Genomic DNA, 19,369 nt, shown 5'->3' on the forward strand with positions numbered 1-19,369 from the left:
CAAAACTAGATAAGGAATTGCTTCTTAATATTCCTGCATATGGTATTTTCTGAGGTAGGGGGTTTATATATGTCCAAAGAACAAATTGAAATACTGGTGGAAAAACTGGTCACCGATATTTTAGAAGCAACAGAACTGGAACTGGTGGATGTAGAATATGTAAAAGAACGTGATTGGTATTTGAGGGTTTTTCTTGATAAAGAGGGAGGCTTGGAAGTAGAAGATTGCCAATGGGTAAGTGAACAACTGGAAAATAAGCTGGATGAGCTTGACCCGATAAAGGACAGCTATTATTTGGAGGTTTCGTCACCCGGTCTTGATCGTGCGCTCCGAAAGGAACGTGATTTTACACGCCATATAGGCGATAAAATAGAAGTCAGCACGTTTGCACCCATCAACGGACAGAAGAAAATTGTCGGTACTCTGAAAGGACTAATCGATGGGGAAATTCATTTGGATGTTGATGGCACAGAATTTAATGTGGCCCGTGATAAAACGGCCCAGGTTCGTTTGCACATTGATTTTTGATATTAGCTAAAATTGAATATTGAATAGGGGGAATTTTAGTGAACGCTGAATTTATGCAAGCCTTTGAGCAGTTAGGCAAGGAGAAGGGAATTGCGCCGGAGATTTTATTTGATGCCATAGAAGCAGCACTCATATCGGCATATAAACGTAATTTTGGTTCAGCCCAGAATGTGATGGTCTCTCTTGACCGAATTACCGGCGAAATACATGTTTACGCCCGGAAAACAATAGTGGAAGAAGTTAGTGACAGCCGTTTGGAAATGTCTTTAGCAGATGCGAAGGCAATGGATCCGCGATACGGCTTGGAGGATGTTGTAGAAGTCGAGGTAACACCCAAAGATTTCGGCAGAATTGCAGCACAAACGGCAAAACAGGTAGTAGTTCAACGGATTCGTGAAGCAGAACGCGGTATCATATATGAAGAGTTTTCCAATCGGGAAAGTGATATATTAACCGGTATTGTGCAACGGATTGAGCAAAAAAATGTGTTTATTGATTTAGGCAAGGCAGAAGCCATTTTGGCACCTTCCGAACAAATTGCAGGTGAGGCGTATCATCATGGCGACCGGCTCAAGACATACATTATCGAAGTCAAAAAAACAACCAAGGGTCCGCAGATATTGGTCTCACGAACTCATCCCGGACTTTTAAAACGGTTATTTGAATTGGAAGTTCCGGAAATTCATGATGGTATTGTAGAGATTAAATCTGTGGCGCGGGAACCCGGTCTACGTTCGAAAATTGCTGTACACTCACGTGATGAAGATGTTGATCCCGTGGGATCTTGTGTTGGGCATAAAGGCATGCGGGTTCAAACCATTGTGAATGAATTAAAAGGTGAAAAGATTGATATCGTTAAATGGAGTGTTGATCCGGGGAAATATATATCCAATGCTTTAAGTCCGGCAAAAGTCGTATCGGTTGAAGTCAATGAAGCGGAAAAGGTATCGAGGGTCATTGTTCCCGATTATCAGCTATCTTTAGCTATCGGCAAGGAGGGGCAAAATGCCCGTTTAGCGGCTAAATTAACAGGCTGGAAAATTGACATCAAAAGTGAATCACAGGCGCAGGCGGCCACCTAGAAGGAGGGGAAACCATGCAAAAGAAAAAAATTCCCCAGCGTATGTGTGTTGGTTGTCAAGAAATGAAAAGTAAACGGGAATTGCTGCGGATTGTGCGTACTCCCGCGGGAAGCGTTGAGTGGGATCCCAGCGGAAAAAAGTCCGGACGTGGTGCCTATATCTGTCCTTCTGAGGAGTGCCTGGGCAAAGCCGTCAAACAAAAACGACTGGAGAAGGCTTTAAGTCAGTCCATCGAGGACGAGGTATATGAAATTCTCCGGTCGGGAATTAAAAATTCATGAAACAGCAAAAAGTAGTCTCCGCCTTAGGATTGGCGCAAAAAGCGGGGAAAATAATTTCGGGAGAATTTGCCGTAGAGAAGGCTATTCGCTCCAGAAGGGTAAAGCTGTTACTTGTGGCTAAAGATAGCTCGGAAAATACGAAGAAGGCGTACCGCAACATGGCAGAATTTTATAAAATACCCTTATATGAGATTTTATCCAGAGAGGTTCTGGGCTCGTGTATCGGCAAACATAACCGTGCAGCGTTGGCAATAGTTGATGAAGGATTTAAACAGGTGATTGATTCGGCATTATCTGATTGTTGATATGCTGTATTCCTACGGTTACGGGAGAAAGAAAATTGGGGGTGGATCGATGTCCAAATATAGAATATATGAGTTAGCCAAAGAGTTTGACACGACCAGTAAAGTGATTATAGATATTTTGGCCCGTAATAACATAACGGCCAAAAACCATATGAGTAGCGTGGATCATGATGCTAAACAAATAATTGACCGGACCTTTGCCCGTAAAAATGATTCGCCGCCGACAGTTCCCAGAGGAACTTCCGCTTCGGTGCAGCAAAGTAAAATGACAATCCAGCCAGCCGGTGCCAGGAGAGAGCAGCAAGCACAGCCGGCAGCTTCAGCCGTGGCAGAGGGAAAAAGGACAGGGCAGCATCACTCCTCGGAATATAGACAGCAAAGTGGTGCCAATCAGCGGTATTTTGAGCATAACCGGAGAAGTCAGCCGGATAACAGGCAACAAAGAACGCACGGTAATTATCCATCAAGAACACAGCAGGTTTCAGGACAATCCGGCCTTAACAGAGTGCCACGGCAGCAAACGGACGGACAACAACGTGTGCCTAGACAGCAGCAGCAGCAACAAGCCGCCAATCAGCATAATCAAACCGAACAGAATCGTCAACGTACGAAACGGGATTCAGCAGCTGAACAGCGGACGCCGAATTATTCCAACCGTTTTCAGTCGCAACCATCACAAAGAAATCAGGGGCCCCATGGTAATTTTAACAGCAATAAAAACCGGCAGCACGGGTCAAACCGCCCGCAGCAAAACCGTCAGCATGCTGGTAAAAATCATGCGCAACGGCACCAACAACCCTCGGTGCAGAAAGTTGAATCGCCAAAGCCGAAACTTATTAAAATTGGTGAATCAATCATAGTTAAAGAACTGGCCAGCAAACTTGGACGAGAAGCCGGTGAAGTGATTAAGAAATTAATGATGCTGGGGGTTATGGTTAATATCAATCAAGAAGTTGATTTTGATACGGCATCGATTATTGCAACTGATTTTGGCGTAGCGGTAGAAGCTTTGCCGCCGGAAGAGGATCCAACTGAAATTCCGGAAATTGAGGATGATGAAAAAAGTCTGGTTTTACGTCCTCCGGTTGTAACGGTTATGGGGCATGTCGACCATGGGAAAACTTCTTTGCTCGATGCTATCAGAAAAACCCGTGTCACGCAGCAGGAAGCAGGCGGTATTACCCAGCATATTGGTGCTTATCAGGTAAATTGCCAGGGTAAGAAAATTGTATTTTTGGATACTCCGGGGCATGAAGCTTTTACAGCTATGCGTGCCCGCGGCGCACAAGTTACGGATATTGCTATTTTGGTCGTAGCTGCCGATGACGGGGTCATGCCGCAAACGATTGAAGCCATTAATCATGCTAAATCGGCAAAAGTACCTATTATTGTTGCCATCAATAAAATGGACCGTCCGGGGGCCAATCCCGACCGGGTTAAACAACAGCTTGCTGATCACGGGCTGATTCCGGAAGATTGGGGCGGCGATACAATTATGGTGCCTGTTTCAGCACACCAACGAACAGGTATTGAAGAACTTTTGGAAATGATTCTGTTGGTAGCGGAGATGCAGGAAATTAAGGCCAATCCCAACCGTGCTGCCTATGGTATCATTATTGAAGCTGAATTGGATAAAGGCCGTGGCCCGGTAGCGACCGTTCTGGTGCAAAAAGGAACCTTGCGTATTGGCGATTCCATTATAGCAGGTACGGCTTATGGCAAGGTTCGTGCTATGGTAAATGACCGGGGTGAAAAGGTTAAAAAAGCCGAGCCATCTACACCGGTTGAAGTTTTGGGACTGGCCGATGTACCGCAGGCGGGGGATATTTTAGCTGCTGTCGATGAAAAAGTGGCCCGGGCGGTTGCGGAAAAACGCGTTGCTAAACGGCGTACAGAAGAAATGCAGCAGGCACAAAAAGTTTCCTTGGATGATTTGTTTAAACAAATCCAGGAAGGCAATATAAAAGATCTGAATATTGTTATTAAAGCAGATGTGCAGGGATCTATTGAAGCCTTGCGCCAATCACTGCTTGGCCTGAACACTAATGAAGAGGTAAGGGTCAGTATCGTCCATGCCGGAGTCGGAGCGATCAATGAATCAGACGTTATGCTGGCTTCAGCTTCCAATGCACTGATTCTTGGTTTTAATGTACGGCCTGACGGCAATGCACGCAAAGCGGCCGAAAACGAGAAGGTGGATATCCGCACCTATCGCGTCATTTATGAGGCGATCAATGATGTGGAAGCGGCAATGACAGGTATGTTGGCACCGGAATATAAGGAAGTTGTCCAGGGACGCTTGGAAGTCAGAAAAGTAATTTCCGTACCTAAAACGGTGGTGGCCGGTTCTTATGTACTGGAGGGAAAAGTAACCAATTCATCGCAAGTGCGTATTGTTCGTAATGGTGTTGTTATTCACGAGGGAGAAATAGAAGCTTTGCGACGGTTCAAAGATGATGTTAAAGAAGTGGCAGCCGGTTATGAGTGCGGTATTTCCGTGGAAAAATTCCGGGATATTAAAGAAGGCGACATCATTGAAGCCTTTATTATGGAAGAAACAAAAAAAAGCTAGTTTAAGAACGGAGGGTGGGTATGGGACAACTCCGGGTTGAGAAGGTTCAGGCGTTTATCAAACAGGAAGCTAGTAAAATGATTCTGAATGAACTGAAAGATCCGCGCATCGGGTTTGTTACGGTAACCCAGGTTGAGGTGAGTGGTGATTTAAGGCATGCTAAGATTTATTTAAGTTTAATGGGCAGTGACGAGGAGAAAGCCAAATCTTGGCAAGGGCTTAGCAAGGCAGTGGGATTTTTGCGGACTGAAATCGGTAAACGGCTCAAGATGCGTTTTTCGCCGGAACTGACTTTGCATTTAGATGAATCGCTAGATTATAGTGAAAAAATTCAAAAATTGTTATTAAAAATAAAACAAGACGAGGATACGAAATGATATGGAAATATCGTTTTCCCGGATAGCAGAATTACTAAAAACAGCCCGTAAAATCATTTTGACCGGTCATATACATCCGGATGGTGATTGCCTGGGTTCCCTGTTAGCTCTTTATCACGCCCTTGTAGCCAGGGGTAAGGAAGTACAGATGCTTATTGATGACAATATTCCGGTAACGTATCATTTCCTGCCGGGTATTGAGCAGATTGCCAGGCCGGTAGTTGAAACAACATGTGATGTGCTGGTGGTCCTTGATGCTAGTGATGCGGAGAGAATAGGCAGGGTTGCCGGTATGGTGAAGGCACCTGTAATCAATATTGACCATCATGCTTCCAATCTCAAATTTGCCGATTATTGGCTTCTTGACAACCAGGCTGCAGCAACCGGTGAATTGATTTTTGAATTGTTAGAGGAACTTAAATGTGAGATTACCTGCGATATAGCTGTATGTTTATATACAGCCATCGCTACTGACTGCGGATTTTTTCGTTATGCCAATACAACTGCCAGAACTTTGCGTTATGCGGCTTTTTTAATTGAATGCGGTGCACAGCCGCATGTCATATCAGAATATATTGAAACAAAACCTTTGACAAGTATTATTGCGTTAGGTCAGGTACTGCAAACATTGGAATTTTATCTGGATGGTAAAATTGCTTCCATATCCATTGACAGGGAATTGGGAGATTCTGTACAAAGTACCGAAGGGTTTATCAATTATCCGCGGACTATTGAAGGCGTGGAAGTTGCCATTATGTTTAAAGCGGACGAGGAGAATCTGATACGAATCAGCTTTCGCTCCAAACAAGTCGATGTGAGTAAGATTGCCTTGTCGTTCGGCGGTGGGGGACATGTTCGGGCGGCCGGATGCACTTTGGCAGGAACCTTAGCAGAAGTGAAAGCTAGTATTGTGGCTGCAGTTAGCAAAGAAATTCTGGAGAGCGACGTATGACGGCAGGAGTTATTAATGTATTAAAACCGCCGGGAATGACCTCACACGACGTAGTCTCCTTCATCCGTAGGACCTATGGTATAAAACGTGTGGGGCATGCAGGTACGCTGGACCCGGCTGCTACCGGTGTTTTACCGGTTTTTTTCGGCCAGGCTACGCGCATGATCGAATATGTAAGTGACTGTGATAAAAGTTACCGGGTGGAGTTGACTTTTGGATATGCTACCGATACTGGTGACGATACAGGGCGGATTATGGAAAGTGCCAAACCTCCTGCTATTGATGTTACTTTAGTACAGTCGGTTTTACAATCTTTTACTGGAGAGATTGAACAAGTTCCTCCCATGTATTCTGCAATAAAGATTGGCGGGAAAAAACTCTATGAACTGGCACGGTCGGGTGCTACTGTAGAACGGAAACCACGTAAGGTAACAATTTCGGCGATCAACCTGTTAAAAACCAATACCAATTCCATTCTTTTTGATGTAAATTGTTCCAAAGGCACTTATATACGTTCTTTATGCATTGATATTGGACAAAAGATAGGATGCCCGGCGGTTATGTCATTTTTAGTCCGGACCAGGGTTGGACAGTTTTTGTTGCAAGATGCACGGACTTTGGAAGAAATCGGATTACAAGCAGAGACGGCCTGTCAGCCGGTGGACAGCGCGCTTCAGCATCTGCCTGCTATCGAACTTACTGTAGAGCAGGTCCAGGCTTTTCGGCATGGGCAAAAGATCATTTGCCAGAAAAACGCGGCAGGACCGATTCGAATTTATGATCAGAATCATTGTCTTATCGGTATAGGAAAACAATCCGAAACGGCAATGCTGATTCCGTTAAAGGTTTTTCCGGCAGGAAATTAGTCTGAAAGCCGGATGCGGTGACGAGGGGAGTAGAATGGAGAGATTCAATGAGATTGTAACGCTTAAAGACCGGTATAAAAATGTGGTTATCGCATTAGGTACTTTCGATGGTTTGCATATCGGACATCAAAGCGTGATTAATAAAGCCGTTGCACGCGCCCGAGCTTGTGACGGCACCAGCGTAGTATTTACTTTCAGCAATCATCCGCTTTCCATGCTGGATCCGGAACGTTGCCCGCCGCAACTTGTAACGTTGCAGGAGAAAATCAAACTGCTGGCCGGTATGGGAGTCGATGTTTTATTTACCGTTCCGTTTACACCGTCTTTTCTAACGCTAAAAGCAGAACAGTTTATTCAGTTGTTGGCAGATCACTTTCAGCCAAGACATATTGTAGTAGGACCTAATTATTCTTTTGGCAGCAAAAGTGCCGGCACACCGGAGTTGTTGCGGGCCGCAGGCTGTAACTATCATTTTTTTGTTGATGTGGAACCGGCGGTTAAAATTGATGATCAGGTAGTAAGCAGTACATTGATTAGACAGTTGATTAGTGAGGGCAGGGTTAGTCAGGCAGAACGGTTTTTAGGACGGCCTTTTGCACTGGCCGGACAAGTGGTTGGTGGCGAAAAAAGGGGACGAACCATAGGTTTTCCCACTGCTAATATCAAAATTGATATAAGTCTGGCTATACCGGCTAATGGTGTGTATGCTGTCAGGGTTTTTGCTAGGGGACAAATTTATAATGGTGTGGCCAATATTGGAACCAATCCGACTTTCCAGGGCGTACAAAAACGTCTGGAAGTGCATCTGCTTGACTTTGCCGGTAATTTATACGATTCTACGATTGAAGTCCATTTTTTGGCCTGGCTGCGCGGAGAAACTGTTTTTAAAGACATTGAGGAATTGAAATTGCAGATTATCCGGGATATTGAAACTGCACAGCGCTATTTTCCTTCTACAACATAAATTTTTATATTATTATTTGCATTACCTGATTGATTATGGTAAAATCAGACTTGTGCTACCAGTTGATTTCTAGCAGTTAGGTAGCTGGCGAACCGTAGCGAGGATGATCGAACCTCCAACGATGATCTTGGCTAGCGGGGATAGAAAGTAAAAAAGGAGGTGTTTTGTGATGTTAACACCGGAATTAAAGCAACAGTTGATTGAGAAATATCGAGTACATGAAGCCGATACCGGATCACCGGAAGTACAGATTGCCATTTTGACGGAACGGATTAATTATCTGACTGAACATTTAAAGGAACATAAAAAGGATCATCATTCCCGTCGCGGCCTTTTAAAGATGGTTGGTCAACGCCGAGGTCTGCTGAACTACTTGCGTGATAATGATATTGCGCGGTATCGTTCTATTCTTGAAAAACTGAATTTGCGGAAATAGTTAAAAGCGGGCTAATCCCGCTTTTAATTTATTTGACAGGTTAAATAATGATAAAAGAGGGAATAATAAAAAAAATGTCGAAGCACTATCTTTGGGATATTAAGGGGATATAGAGGAGGAAAAGCACAGATGCATAGTTTTGAAACAATAGTAGGAGGCAGAAAACTGATTATTGAATCAGGAAAAATGGCTAAACAGGCCAGCGGTGCGGTACTGGTGCGCTACGGTGACACGGCAGTACTGGTAACCGCCACGGCGTCTGCTGAACCCCGGGAAGGAATTGATTTCTTTCCGTTAACTGTAGATTATGAAGAACGTCTATATTCAGTTGGCAAGATTCCCGGAGGTTTTATTAAAAGAGAAGGGCGCCCCACTGAATCCGCTATTTTATCTGGACGTTTAATTGACAGGCCTATTCGTCCACTATTTGCGGAAGGATTTCGTAATGACGTGCAAGTAGTAGCAACTGTCATGTCGGTAGACCAAAATAATCCACCGGAAATACCGGCCATGATTGGAGCATCGTGTGCTTTATGCATATCTGATATTCCTTTCAACGGGCCGATTGCCGGTGTACGGATCGGATTAATCAATAATGAGTTTATTGTCAATCCTACTGTGGAGCAACAGGAGAGCAGCGATTTAAATCTTGTTGTTGCCGGTACCAAGGATGCAGTACTTATGGTAGAGGCCGGTGCGAATCAGTTATCGGAAGAAACCATGCTAGATGCGATTTCTTTTGGTCATGAAATTATTAAGGAAATTGTAGAGTTCCAGGACAAAATAGTAGCTCAAATAGGGAAAAGCAAACGCGAAATTAAATTATATGAGGTAGACGCAGATATTAACGCCAAAGTGCGCGAATTTGCCGGTGATATTCTGGCAACTGCAGTACGGCATCCCGACAAATTAACACGCGAAGAGGAAATAAAGAAAGTTAAGACAATGACTCTTGAACATTTCGCTACAGAATACCCGGAAAACCAAAAAGAAATTTCGTATGTATTACAAAAAATGTTGAAAGAAATTGTACGTAAAATGATTACCATAGATAAGATCCGTCCGGACGGCAGAAAAGTGGATGAGGTCCGGCCTATTACCTGTGAGGTCGGTTTACTCGCCCGTACACATGGATCCGGTTTGTTTACCCGGGGGCAGACCCAAGTATTATCCATAACGACCCTAGGCGCTATCGGTGATGAGCAAATTCTTGATGGTCTGGGTGTTGAAGAGTCGAAACGTTACATGCATCATTATAATTTCCCGGCTTTTAGTGTTGGCGAGACAAAACCGTCCCGTGGACCGGGGCGACGTGAAATTGGGCATGGAGCACTGGCTGAACGAGCTTTGCTGCCTGTTATCCCTTCTGAAGCGGAATTCCCCTATACTATCCGGGTGGTATCCGAAGTATTGGAATCGAACGGTTCTACTTCCATGGGAAGTGTGTGCGGCAGCACAATGTCGCTGATGGATGCCGGTGTACCGGTTAAGGCACCTGTATCCGGGGTGGCCATGGGATTGGTTAAAGACGGTGATCACTTTACTATTCTAACCGACATTCAGGGAATGGAAGATGCTCTGGGCGATATGGACTTTAAAGTAGCCGGTACGGCAGAAGGTATCACTGCTATGCAAATGGACATGAAAATTGCGGGCATAACCAGGGAAATTTTCATAGAAGCTTTGGAACAAGCAAAGCGGGGCCGCATGCACATACGCCAGAAAATGTTGGAAGCCATTCAGGAACCGCGTAAAGAATTGTCGCCGTTTGCACCGCGGATTATTACCATGGAAATTGATCCTGATAAAATTCGCGATGTGATTGGACCAGGCGGCAAAATCATTAAAAAGATTATCGAAGAAACAGGTGTCAGCATTGATATTGAAGATGACGGTAAAGTCTTTATTGCCGCTGTCGATGTAGAAGCCGGGCAGAAGGCTGTCAGAATTATTGAGAATTTAATCCGTGAAGTTGAAGTTGGCGGAATATATAATGGTAAAGTAACGCGTCTGATGAATTTCGGTGCATTTGTAGAAATTCTGCCTGGTAAAGAAGGTTTGGTACATATCTCTCAACTGGCTCGTGAACGAGTTGCCAAAGTAGAGGATGTAGTCAAAGTAGGAGATGAAGTTTTGGTGAAAGTTACCGAAATTGATCGTCAGGGACGCATCAATCTTTCCCGTAAAGAACTGTTAAAAGCCGAACCGGACAATAAAGACCACGCATAATTGGTAAAACATAAACCATTTGGTTTATGTTTTTTACTTTTCATGAAAAAGCCACTACATTAATACATTTACCATAGGATAAATAATTCACTGCCTAAAGGCAGTGTTCAACAGGAGTGATTATGGTGAAATGGATGATCGTGGCACGTATACAAAGCTGGTATATTTTTTTTGCGGCCGGGATTTTCCTGGTAATGGCTGCTTTATCCGGATTTATACAACCCCTTGTTTCGGTAGTAGAGCAACAGGGAAAGCCGCAGGCAATTTTTCATGGAAACTTAGCCAATCCTAAAGTGGCATTTGCCTGTAATGTATTCTGGGGTGAAGAATTTTTGCCGGAAATGTTAGCCACGTTAGATCAAAATCAGGTCAAAATTACCTTTTTTATCGGGGGAAGCTGGGCCAAAAGGTATCCAGATGTTTTAACCGACATAGCCCGGCGTGGACATGAATTAGGCAATCACACTTATAGCCATCCCCACCCGAACAGTATAAGCGCAGAGAAAAATCAGGAAGAGATTATTCGTACGGAAGAGCTAATAAAGGAACTTACCGGAATAAAAACGACACTGTATGCGCCGCCTTATGGTGAATATAATGATATGGTGTTGCAGGCTGCCGCTGGGTTAGGCTATAAAAATATCATGTGGAGCATTGATACAATTGACTGGAAGCGTCCGGCACCGCAGGTCATTACAGACAGGGTGCTTAAGAAAATACACAATGGTGCCATTATTTTAATGCATCCTACCCAGCCGACCATGACCGCTCTTCCTGTTTTGATTCAAGAATTGCAAAAACGAGGATATACAGTATCCACGGTATCTGATATACTTCAATAGTAAAAATAGGCATATAATTGCCTGTTTTTTTTATTGATATAATCTGTTAAGTATGATATTATGTTTACATAAAAACTATGAAATAACATGGTTTTTTTTTGTTGGGATCAAATTTTGAAGGGAAAGACCAATTTGGCGGAATGGAGGTTGATATATGAAACACTATGCTAAGCATGTGACCTGGATAGTAGTTTTTATGATGATGATGACTATGTTTGCAGCGTCAACTCCCGCCTATGCTTTTTCAGTCAATGATTTGCTAGGCTCTTCATCGGGCATGTCAGGCGGTGGAGGATTGCTGGACATCATCATTGGATTACTATTAGGAAACATTCTGGGAAAATCAGCAGACATTCCTGAGGGAACAAATAATACAACAACATTTCCTACGGGGACCACAACCAAAAATAATAAAGAACTAGTAGGCTTTTATGCCGAATGGTGGGGTTCGGATACTTCTTCCTTTACATCGATGTCTAAACACACTGATATCATCAAAACTATTGCTCCTTTTTGGGCAACACTGCAGGAAAATGGCACAGTTTCTGACCGGGGAGGGGATAATCATGCCGGTGTGGTGGAATTTGCCCATGAAAATGATATCTCAGTATTATTATTGGTGAATAATGAGAAACAAAAGAATGGTAATATCCCCATTCATACGATATTGAATAATCCTGCATTGCGAACAAAAGCGATTACCAGCATGGAGGCATATATAAAAAAATACAATCTTGATGGCATCAATATTGACTTTGAAATGGTGCCGCCTGAAGACCGTGATAACTTATCAGCCTTTATGAAAGAACTGTACGGTCGCTTAAAACCACAGGGATATACAGTATCGATAGATGTTTTCCCGAAACAGGATGAGTCCAATGATGTCGCTGCTGCTTATGATTATGCCGCGTTGGCAAAGTATGCCGATAAGATTATGGTCATGACTTATGATAACCACGGCATGTGGAGCGGTGCCGGGCCTATCGCTGATATTAATTGGGTAGAGAATAATTTAAAATACGCTTTAAAATATATCCCTAAAAACAAACTGTATCTTGGTATTGCCGGATATGGATACGACTGGTCGGCCAGGGGAGTGGAAAGTCTGGAATATGCTCCGCTTACAGCGTTGGCCGAAAAACACAATGCGACCATTAAGTGGGATGATACTGCGAAGTCTCCTTATTTTTACTATACCGACGAAGCCGGTGTGGCACACGAGGTCTGGTTTGAAAATAGTGAGAGTCTAAAGCATAAACTTGATTTGGTGAACCAATATGATATTGCCGGTGCCGCCTTGTGGAAGCTTGGTGAGGAGGACCCAGGTTATTGGCGGGTGTTTAAGGACAAGCAGTTTAAAAAATAGGAGCAGCTAACAAGGAGGTTACGGTGTATAACTATAAAACATGGGTGTACTGTGTACTTTTTTTGATGATGGTTACCGTTATCGTGCCGATGCCAGCCGCTCAGGCCGCTAATGCCGATAGTATACTTGGAGCCTTGGCTTCATCTACACTTTCCGATGAGAGTACGGACAGCGGAGGATCAGGCCTGATCGGTCAGATACTTGATTTTCTGTTTAACAAAATGTTAGGACCAATCGTTAATATTTTTGGTGGTGGCGGTAGCGCCAATTCTTCGGGCAGTTCTCCGGTTAAGGTTATTCCCTTGCCAGATTCGCAGCCGAACTCCGGCAGCGGACAAGATAGTGGCTTATTGCAGGGAAAGGTGATTGTTATAGATCCCGGTCATGGTGGCAGTAATCCGGGAGCTGTAGCAAATAATATCCGTGAAACGGATAATAACCTGGCTGTTGGTTTAAAACTGCGCGATCGGTTGAAACGAGCCGGTGCGAAAGTAATTATGACTCGTGATACGGACCGGAATGTCGCGGCAGAGGGAAGTTCATTGGGAAGCGAGTTACAGGCTAGAGTGGATATAGCGGAAGAGAATCAGGCTGATATTTTTGTCAGTATCCATTCCAACTCCAATCCTAATACCAATATTGCCGGAGCAATGACTTTCTATCATAGTGCCAAAACTCCGGCTTTGGCGAAGGCCGTGCAAAGAGAATTGATCAAAAAGACGGGAGCAGTTGACAAAGGAGTTGCTCCGGAAACTTTCTATGTATTGCGCAATACCTCCATGCCGGGTATATTAGTGGAGATGGGCTTTGTTACCAACAAGCAGGAAGCCGCACAATTGAAAAGCAATGCTTACCGGGAACGTGTAGCAGAAGGCATATACAATGGGGTTGTTAATTATTTTAACAGCCGCTAACTAAGGGATTTCTTGTTAGAAAACAGAGGCAAAAAACCGTCTCTGTTTTCTAACATATAGCCTGGAAGGAAATAATATAATACCTTATGCAGGGATTTAACAGGTGCGCACGAATTATAAAGAAATATCTCTAGATTACGACAAAGGAGTTTTTTATGTATTCTAAATCTATTTTGCCGAATGGAATTCGTGTTGTTTCGGAATTCATTCCTTATGTTAAATCCGTAACGTTAGGGGTATGGGTAGGTACCGGGGCGCGGTCGGAGCAGGATTATAACCATGGAATCTCTCATTTTATCGAGCATCTTATGTTTAAAGGCACAGCTACACGCACAGCCCGGGAAATTGCTGAAGAAATAGATGCCGTAGGTGGACAGTTAAATGCTTTTACTGCCAAAGAACATACCTGTTATTATATAAAAGTACTGGATTCTCATATCGATCTGGCGATTGATATGCTTAGCGATATGTTATTACGATCTAAATTTGATCAGGAAGATATAAACCGTGAGAAGGAAGTCGTGCTGGAAGAGGTGCATATGTATGAGGATACCCCGGATGAATTAATACATGATATTCATTTAGGAAAAATCTGGCCCAGTCACCGTTTAGGCAGCAATATTCTCGGTACGAAAGAATCTATTGAAAAGTTTGACCATACTTTAGTGCAAGAATATTATACAAAATATTATACTCCCGATAATTTGGTTATAGCTGCTGCCGGTAATTTTTTGCATGAGGACTTGCTGAAGCTGGTAGAAAAATATTTTGGTGAGCTGACGGGCTGTAAGGCTAGACTGCAGACGGTACCACCTGTGCTGCAGCCGGTTCGTACTGTTTATAACAAAGATACCGAGCAGGTACATTTATGCTTGGGCATGCCGGGGGTGCCGCAAAGGCATCCGGACATATACGGAATTCATCTCCTGAATAACATGCTGGGGGGAGGAATTAGCTCCCGGCTGTTTCAGTCTATCCGAGAGGAAAGAGGGCTGGCTTATTCGGTATATTCTTATCAAACCAATTATAGCGATGCCGGCTTGTTAACCATTTATGCCGGAACGCGTCCGGCCAATGTCAAACAGGTTATGGAACTCATTCTGGAAAATGTTTCTGATTTGCGTAAGTGCGGAATTACGGAACAAGAGTTAATTAAGAATAAGGAGCAGCTTAAGGGAAGTCTCATGCTGGGCATGGAAAGCTCCAGTAGCCGTATGTCCAGGATAGGAAAAATGGAAATTAGTTTGGGACGATATGTCAGCCTTGATGAAGTCATCGAGAAAATTGAACGTGTTACTTTGGCTGATTTGCAGCAAATCGCAGGCAGAATATTTGATCCGCTGCAAATGGCATTTACGGCTCTGGGGCCGGTTGATGAGACTATTTGGACTTAAAGAATTAGGAGAGAGCGATGAAAATAAGAGGGTTTGAAATAGTCAGCCAGTATAGGCATACGCAGATAAAACTGCCGGAACGGAAAACGTCCTTAAGTGCCGGTTATGATTTAGCTGCGGCAGAGGCTATGACGATACATCCGCAGACTATTACGGTAATACCAACCGGACTAAAAGTATATATGCAACCTGACGAATATCTTGGTATTCATATCCGTTCCAGTTTAGCGATTAAGAAGGGGCTTGTTCTTATCAATGGGCAGGGCATTATTGACGCAGATTATTATAATAATCCGGATAATGAAGGGCATATCCTGATTGCCGTTTTCAGTCATAATGAAAGACCGGTAGAGGTTGCCGCCGGTGATCGTATTGCGCAGGGAATTTTCTACAAGTATTTACTAGCCGACACTGACCATCCCGGGCAGGGATTACGGGCCGGAGGGATTGGCAGTACCGGAAAATAGTGTCCGTCACTTGAAGCCTCCGAAATGTTTCGGAGGTTTTCCATTTTATGATACATATTTCTTTTTCGTGGCTAATATCTATAAACAAAAAGTATCGTGGAGGGCGGATCATGTTCACGGTATTGGCCGTTATCATACTGTCACTGGTTTTGCCGGTTTCACTTTGGCTGCGTGTGTGCTGGTTCCGTCAGCAATCGGAAAAGATGGAGGTACGGGCATCACCTTTGTCATTAGCGGTGCAGGAACTGCTCGCCAATGCCGGGGGAATCTATTTATCATTGGTGATGCTGATTTCTTTTCTTAAAATAGATATTCCGGAAAAAACCGTTATTTTCGGTGTTGGGATTGATCCCTTGCCCTGTACCGCCATTATATTGGCCATAATTCAGCCTTTGTTTTTGCGGTTGTTTTACAAAAAGTGAGATGGGGGATGCTGCATGCGTTTGAGTGAATTATCCGGGAAGGAAGTCATTAATCTGGGGGATGGAGCACGAATGGGGATAATTAGTGAATGTGAACTGACATTTAATGAAGCAACAGGTGAAGTTGATGCTATTTTATTGCCTACACGCCAGGGATTGATGAGCTTTTTAGGTGAAAGTAAAGTAGCGGCTATTCCCTGGAAAAGTATAAAAAAAATTGGTGATGATGTCATTATTATTGATTTGAATTATCTTAATCAACAGACGAATAAAAGGTTGTTACACCGTTTTAACGATACATATTAACAGGGACTATGGACAAACTAATTGTAGTGAAATTGGTTATAACCAATTTACATTTCATGTTAGGAGGTTTGTCCATATGGCAGGTTCCAATAAGAACCAATCTTTTCAACAGCAGTCTAATAGCGCAATTGCAAGCAGCTATACGAATGCACAGGCAAGTGGTATGCAGGGGCAGCAGAATCAAAATGCAGCCGGTAGTCAGAATACCCAGGGAAATAATGCGGCAATGGCACAAGGCGCAAACAACACTATGACTTCTGCAACACAGTCCGGGCAAGCGGCTTCCGGCACGGCACAAAGTGTTGTCGGAGTGTTTAAATCGCGCGATAGTGCGGAAAAAGCGGTTCAACAACTGCGGCAGCAGGGCTTTACTACAGAAGAAATTAATCTGGTCACGAAAAAACAACAAGGACGAGATTCAGAACGTGGATTTTATGACGATGATGTTACCGATGGGGCTTTAACCGGTGGAACATTAGGCGGAATTGGCGGATTGCTGCTGGGAGCCGGTGCGATGGCAATTCCCGGTATTGGTCCGGTGATTGCGGCAGGTCCGATTGCAGCGGCGATTAGCGGAGTTGTAGCCGGTGGCATAGCCGGAGGCTTAATTGACTGGGGAATCCCTTCGGAAGCCAGCCATCGTTATGAGGAAAGTGTGGCACAGGGGAATACCCTGGCAGTCATACGTGCCAGTGCCGGGAAAGTAAATATGGCGGCTCAGATTCTCAGACAAAACGGTGCCAGCCAAGTCGAAAGCCACGTTGCCAAATAGGCTGATTGGCTTCAATTTGAATTTTTTCCATCAAAAAGATTGACACTGGAGGAACCATTAGTATACAATGTACGTAAAATAAATAGACCTCATCCTGCGCGGGGTGGAGTAGAGGTGCGAACAAAAAGAGTACTTTCAGTAAGAGTGGTATCAATGATCTGAAAGGAAAGGGTTGTTTGCCGAAGTGTGATAGGTTACCGAGCCTTTTACACTGGTCTTACATCGAACAGGTCTAAGACTGTCATCAAATTATTTTGGTGGAGCGCTATCTCAAATCGACGGCAGGAATACTATATTGTTGTATTTCCTGATGTCATGTTTAGGCTGTTTTTATGATAGTTAAGAAGACAGCCGGTGAGATAAGCTTCACCGGTTGTCTTTTTATTATTTAGGAGGCGAACGCTGTGATTCGAGTTATGGTGTGCGGCGCTTACGGGAAAATGGGCCGTGAAGTGTTAAAAGCTGTGTATAATGATGGAGATTTGGATTTGGTGGGGGCTATGGACGTTAATTCCGGCTTTGCCGATATTGGTGAATTGATTGGCAAAGGAAAAACAGGAGTTATTGTCGGTAATGATTTGGAAACAGTAATTCACTCGACAAAACCGCAGGTTATGGTTGATTTCACCAATCCGGATGCAGTAATGCCCAATATTCGCTGCGCTATCGCCAATGGCGTCTGCCCGGTGGTAGGTACAACCGGTTTGTCGGTGTCCAATATTGAAGAGGTCAAACAGTTGTGTAAGGAAAAACAGGTGAGTGCACTGATTGCTCCTAATTTTGCGATTGGAGCGGTGTTGATGATGAAAATGGCACAGGATGCTGCAAAATATCTTCCTCATGTGGAAATTATAGAGTTACATCATGATCAAAAATTAGATGCCCCCTCAGGTACTGCATTACGGACTGCTGAATTAATAACCAAAACTCGTGGCAGTTTCCGACAAGGGCATCCGGAGGAAGTTGAAAAATTAGCAGGAGCAAGAGGCAGTGATTATGAAGGCATCCGCATTCATAGTGTGCGACTACCAGGTTATGTGGCTCACCAGGAAGTTATTTTTGGTGGCTTAGGGCAGACATTAACTATTCGTCATGATTCTATCTCCCGTGAATCGTTTATGCCGGGTGTGGTGTTCGCTTGCAAAAAGGTTATAAATCTAGATGGATTAATCTGCGGACTGGAACATATTTTAAATTAGACAGATTACATGTAAAATAGAAGTTGTTACGGACAAGGGAAAGGGAGTGCGAATAGAATGAAAAAATATAATGTGGCAATATTGGGAGCTACTGGAGCCGTTGGTAAAGAGTTTTTGAATTTGATAGAAGAACGCAATTTTCCATTTAATGAACTGAAATTATTAGCCTCTTCGCGGTCTGCAGGTAAAAAGATCGATTTTATGGGGAAAACCTATATTGTTGAAGAGGCAAAACCGGAATCTTTTGAAAATGTTCAAATTGCTCTTTTTGCCGGAGGAGCAGCCAGTAAGACTTTGGCTCCCGGGGCAGTTAGACATGGTGCCGTAGTAATTGATAATTCCAGCGCTTTTCGGATGGAGCCGGAGGTGCCGCTGGTTATTCCCGAGGTCAATCCGGAAGCAATAAAGCAGCATAAAGGTATTATTGCCAATCCTAATTGTTCTACCATTATCATGTTAATGGCATTAAAACCCATCTATGATAAAGTCAAAATAAAAAGAGTGGTTGTATCTACGTATCAGGCAGTATCCGGTGCCGGCAAAGAGGCTATTGATGAACTGAATGAACAGGTGATTGACTATCTTCATGACCGCCCGATTAAAGCCAATGTTTTGCCTGGAGCCAGCCTATCCAAACATTATCAGATTGCATTTAATCTTTTGCCGCAGATTGACGTGTTTGTTGATGGTGGCTATACCAAAGAAGAAATGAAAATGGTGCACGAAACACATAAGATTTTACAGGATGATACGATCGGTATTTCGCCGACTACGGTAAGAGTACCTGTGTACCGCAGCCATTCGGAAGCCATCAATATTGAGTTGGAGGGACCTTTGTCTGTGCAGGAGGCACGAGAGTTGATAGCAGCTTTCCCTGGCGTAATTGTTGAGGACAATCCAGCGGAAATGATTTATCCAATGCCGTTGTTTACCTCTGGAAAAAATGATGTAGCGGTCGGAAGGATTCGGGAGGATAAATCGGTGCCATATGGCTTGAACATCTGGGTTGTTGGCGACCAAATCCGTAAGGGGGCCGCGTTAAATGCGTTGCAAATTGCGGAGTACATGGTTGGACATAATTTAGTTTGAGGTGTG

At 43.8% G+C, this 19,369-nt stretch carries 21 protein-coding genes and 1 riboswitch; all 21 genes read left to right on the forward strand.

Features of this window, described 5'->3' with window-relative positions; all coding sequences use genetic code 11:
* The first annotated feature begins 69 nt into the window (after window positions 1–69).
* A complete protein-coding gene (gene rimP / locus P22_RS10985) occupies window positions 70–528 on the forward strand; it encodes a ribosome maturation factor RimP (protein ID WP_054260288.1) in 459 nt (152 codons plus the stop codon).
* 38 nt (window positions 529–566) lie between these two features.
* Window positions 567–1,610 carry a transcription termination factor NusA gene (gene nusA, locus P22_RS10990; RefSeq protein WP_054260289.1) on the forward strand — a complete coding sequence of 348 codons (1,044 nt, stop codon included), beginning with the start codon at window positions 567–569 and terminating at the stop codon, window positions 1,608–1,610.
* Between the two features lie 14 nt (window positions 1,611–1,624).
* The gene (gene rnpM, locus P22_RS10995) at window positions 1,625–1,891 is read left to right on the forward strand and encodes an RNase P modulator RnpM (RefSeq protein WP_054260290.1); all 267 of its coding nucleotides are present in this window, start codon (window positions 1,625–1,627) and stop codon (window positions 1,889–1,891) included.
* Window positions 1,888–2,196: a L7Ae/L30e/S12e/Gadd45 family ribosomal protein gene (locus P22_RS11000; RefSeq protein ID WP_054260291.1), complete on the forward strand. Its 309-nt coding sequence runs from the start codon at window positions 1,888–1,890 to the stop codon at window positions 2,194–2,196. The genes rnpM and P22_RS11000 overlap by 4 nt, the downstream gene beginning before the upstream one ends.
* Window positions 2,197–2,245: 49 nt before the next feature.
* Window positions 2,246–4,768 carry a translation initiation factor IF-2 gene (gene infB, locus P22_RS11005; protein WP_054260292.1) on the forward strand — a complete coding sequence of 841 codons (2,523 nt, stop codon included), beginning with the start codon at window positions 2,246–2,248 and terminating at the stop codon, window positions 4,766–4,768.
* A 20-nt stretch (window positions 4,769–4,788) separates the two neighbouring features.
* Window positions 4,789–5,145: a 30S ribosome-binding factor RbfA gene (rbfA, locus tag P22_RS11010; protein ID WP_054260293.1), complete on the forward strand. Its 357-nt coding sequence runs from the start codon at window positions 4,789–4,791 to the stop codon at window positions 5,143–5,145.
* A 1-nt stretch (window position 5,146) separates the two neighbouring features.
* Window positions 5,147–6,097 (forward strand): DHH family phosphoesterase, encoded by a 951-nt coding sequence (locus P22_RS11015; protein WP_054260294.1) that lies wholly within the window; start codon window positions 5,147–5,149, stop codon window positions 6,095–6,097.
* Window positions 6,094–6,963 carry a tRNA pseudouridine(55) synthase TruB gene (gene truB, locus P22_RS11020; protein WP_054260295.1) on the forward strand — a complete coding sequence of 290 codons (870 nt, stop codon included), beginning with the start codon at window positions 6,094–6,096 and terminating at the stop codon, window positions 6,961–6,963. Before P22_RS11015 ends, truB begins: the two co-directional genes overlap by 4 nt.
* Before the next feature lie 34 nt (window positions 6,964–6,997).
* Window positions 6,998–7,927: a bifunctional riboflavin kinase/FAD synthetase gene (locus tag P22_RS11025; RefSeq protein ID WP_054260296.1), complete on the forward strand. Its 930-nt coding sequence runs from the start codon at window positions 6,998–7,000 to the stop codon at window positions 7,925–7,927.
* Between the two features lie 169 nt (window positions 7,928–8,096).
* Complete coding sequence (gene rpsO / locus P22_RS11030; protein WP_069972811.1) at window positions 8,097–8,363, forward strand: 30S ribosomal protein S15; 267 nt, start codon at window positions 8,097–8,099, stop codon at window positions 8,361–8,363.
* Between the two features lie 129 nt (window positions 8,364–8,492).
* Window positions 8,493–10,592, forward strand: a complete 2,100-nt coding sequence (pnp, locus tag P22_RS11035) for a polyribonucleotide nucleotidyltransferase (protein WP_054260298.1) — start codon at window positions 8,493–8,495, stop codon at window positions 10,590–10,592.
* Between the two features lie 122 nt (window positions 10,593–10,714).
* Window positions 10,715–11,434, forward strand: coding sequence for a polysaccharide deacetylase family protein (locus P22_RS11040; RefSeq protein ID WP_235814624.1), 720 nt, complete (start codon window positions 10,715–10,717; stop codon window positions 11,432–11,434).
* A 154-nt stretch (window positions 11,435–11,588) separates the two neighbouring features.
* Entirely contained in the window at window positions 11,589–12,800 is a 1,212-nt protein-coding gene (locus tag P22_RS11045; protein ID WP_054260300.1) for a glycosyl hydrolase family 18 protein, read from the forward strand.
* Between the two features lie 23 nt (window positions 12,801–12,823).
* Entirely contained in the window at window positions 12,824–13,714 is an 891-nt protein-coding gene (locus tag P22_RS11050; protein ID WP_235814625.1) for an N-acetylmuramoyl-L-alanine amidase family protein, read from the forward strand.
* Between the two features lie 155 nt (window positions 13,715–13,869).
* On the forward strand, window positions 13,870–15,108 hold the full coding sequence (locus P22_RS11055; protein ID WP_054260301.1) for a M16 family metallopeptidase: 1,239 nt from the start codon (window positions 13,870–13,872) through the stop codon (window positions 15,106–15,108).
* Between the two features lie 17 nt (window positions 15,109–15,125).
* Window positions 15,126–15,575, forward strand: coding sequence for a dCTP deaminase/dUTPase family protein (locus P22_RS11060; protein ID WP_054260302.1), 450 nt, complete (start codon window positions 15,126–15,128; stop codon window positions 15,573–15,575).
* Window positions 15,576–15,685: 110 nt separating this feature from the next.
* Window positions 15,686–15,997 carry a hypothetical protein gene (locus P22_RS11065; RefSeq protein ID WP_054260303.1) on the forward strand — a complete coding sequence of 104 codons (312 nt, stop codon included), beginning with the start codon at window positions 15,686–15,688 and terminating at the stop codon, window positions 15,995–15,997.
* A gap of 15 nt (window positions 15,998–16,012) precedes the next feature.
* The gene (locus P22_RS11070; RefSeq protein WP_054260304.1) at window positions 16,013–16,303 is read left to right on the forward strand and encodes a YlmC/YmxH family sporulation protein; all 291 of its coding nucleotides are present in this window, start codon (window positions 16,013–16,015) and stop codon (window positions 16,301–16,303) included.
* A gap of 76 nt (window positions 16,304–16,379) precedes the next feature.
* Window positions 16,380–17,075: a hypothetical protein gene (locus tag P22_RS11075; protein ID WP_054260305.1), complete on the forward strand. Its 696-nt coding sequence runs from the start codon at window positions 16,380–16,382 to the stop codon at window positions 17,073–17,075.
* A gap of 101 nt (window positions 17,076–17,176) precedes the next feature.
* A riboswitch (Lysine riboswitch) is annotated at window positions 17,177–17,351 on the forward strand.
* Window positions 17,352–17,479: 128 nt separating this feature from the next.
* Complete coding sequence (gene dapB / locus P22_RS11080; RefSeq protein WP_054260306.1) at window positions 17,480–18,274, forward strand: 4-hydroxy-tetrahydrodipicolinate reductase; 795 nt, start codon at window positions 17,480–17,482, stop codon at window positions 18,272–18,274.
* Between the two features lie 57 nt (window positions 18,275–18,331).
* Window positions 18,332–19,363 (forward strand): aspartate-semialdehyde dehydrogenase, encoded by a 1,032-nt coding sequence (locus tag P22_RS11085; protein WP_054260307.1) that lies wholly within the window; start codon window positions 18,332–18,334, stop codon window positions 19,361–19,363.
* The last annotated feature ends 6 nt before the right edge of the window (window positions 19,364–19,369 follow it).

The organism is Propionispora sp. 2/2-37 (assembly GCF_001298735.1).
Lineage (GTDB): Bacteria > Bacillota > Negativicutes > Propionisporales > Propionisporaceae > Propionispora.

Bases quoted from the DNA above. Each gene is read 5' to 3' on its own strand.
- rimP (WP_054260288.1), top strand. From the start codon at position 70: ATGTCCAAAGAACAAATTGAAATACTGGTGGAAAAACTGGTCACCGAT.
- rnpM (WP_054260290.1), top strand. From the start codon at position 1,625: ATGCAAAAGAAAAAAATTCCCCAGCGTATGTGTGTTGGTTGTCAAGAA.
- P22_RS11000 (WP_054260291.1), top strand. From the start codon at position 1,888: ATGAAACAGCAAAAAGTAGTCTCCGCCTTAGGATTGGCGCAAAAAGCG.
- infB (WP_054260292.1), top strand. From the start codon at position 2,246: ATGTCCAAATATAGAATATATGAGTTAGCCAAAGAGTTTGACACGACC.
- rbfA (WP_054260293.1), top strand. From the start codon at position 4,789: ATGGGACAACTCCGGGTTGAGAAGGTTCAGGCGTTTATCAAACAGGAA.
- P22_RS11015 (WP_054260294.1), top strand. From the start codon at position 5,147: ATGGAAATATCGTTTTCCCGGATAGCAGAATTACTAAAAACAGCCCGT.
- truB (WP_054260295.1), top strand. From the start codon at position 6,094: ATGACGGCAGGAGTTATTAATGTATTAAAACCGCCGGGAATGACCTCA.
- P22_RS11025 (WP_054260296.1), top strand. From the start codon at position 6,998: ATGGAGAGATTCAATGAGATTGTAACGCTTAAAGACCGGTATAAAAAT.
- rpsO (WP_069972811.1), top strand. From the start codon at position 8,097: ATGTTAACACCGGAATTAAAGCAACAGTTGATTGAGAAATATCGAGTA.
- pnp (WP_054260298.1), top strand. From the start codon at position 8,493: ATGCATAGTTTTGAAACAATAGTAGGAGGCAGAAAACTGATTATTGAA.
- P22_RS11040 (WP_235814624.1), top strand. From the start codon at position 10,715: ATGGTGAAATGGATGATCGTGGCACGTATACAAAGCTGGTATATTTTT.
- P22_RS11045 (WP_054260300.1), top strand. From the start codon at position 11,589: ATGAAACACTATGCTAAGCATGTGACCTGGATAGTAGTTTTTATGATG.
- P22_RS11055 (WP_054260301.1), top strand. From the start codon at position 13,870: ATGTATTCTAAATCTATTTTGCCGAATGGAATTCGTGTTGTTTCGGAA.
- P22_RS11060 (WP_054260302.1), top strand. From the start codon at position 15,126: ATGAAAATAAGAGGGTTTGAAATAGTCAGCCAGTATAGGCATACGCAG.
- P22_RS11065 (WP_054260303.1), top strand. From the start codon at position 15,686: ATGTTCACGGTATTGGCCGTTATCATACTGTCACTGGTTTTGCCGGTT.
- P22_RS11070 (WP_054260304.1), top strand. From the start codon at position 16,013: ATGCGTTTGAGTGAATTATCCGGGAAGGAAGTCATTAATCTGGGGGAT.
- P22_RS11075 (WP_054260305.1), top strand. From the start codon at position 16,380: ATGGCAGGTTCCAATAAGAACCAATCTTTTCAACAGCAGTCTAATAGC.
- P22_RS11085 (WP_054260307.1), top strand. From the start codon at position 18,332: ATGAAAAAATATAATGTGGCAATATTGGGAGCTACTGGAGCCGTTGGT.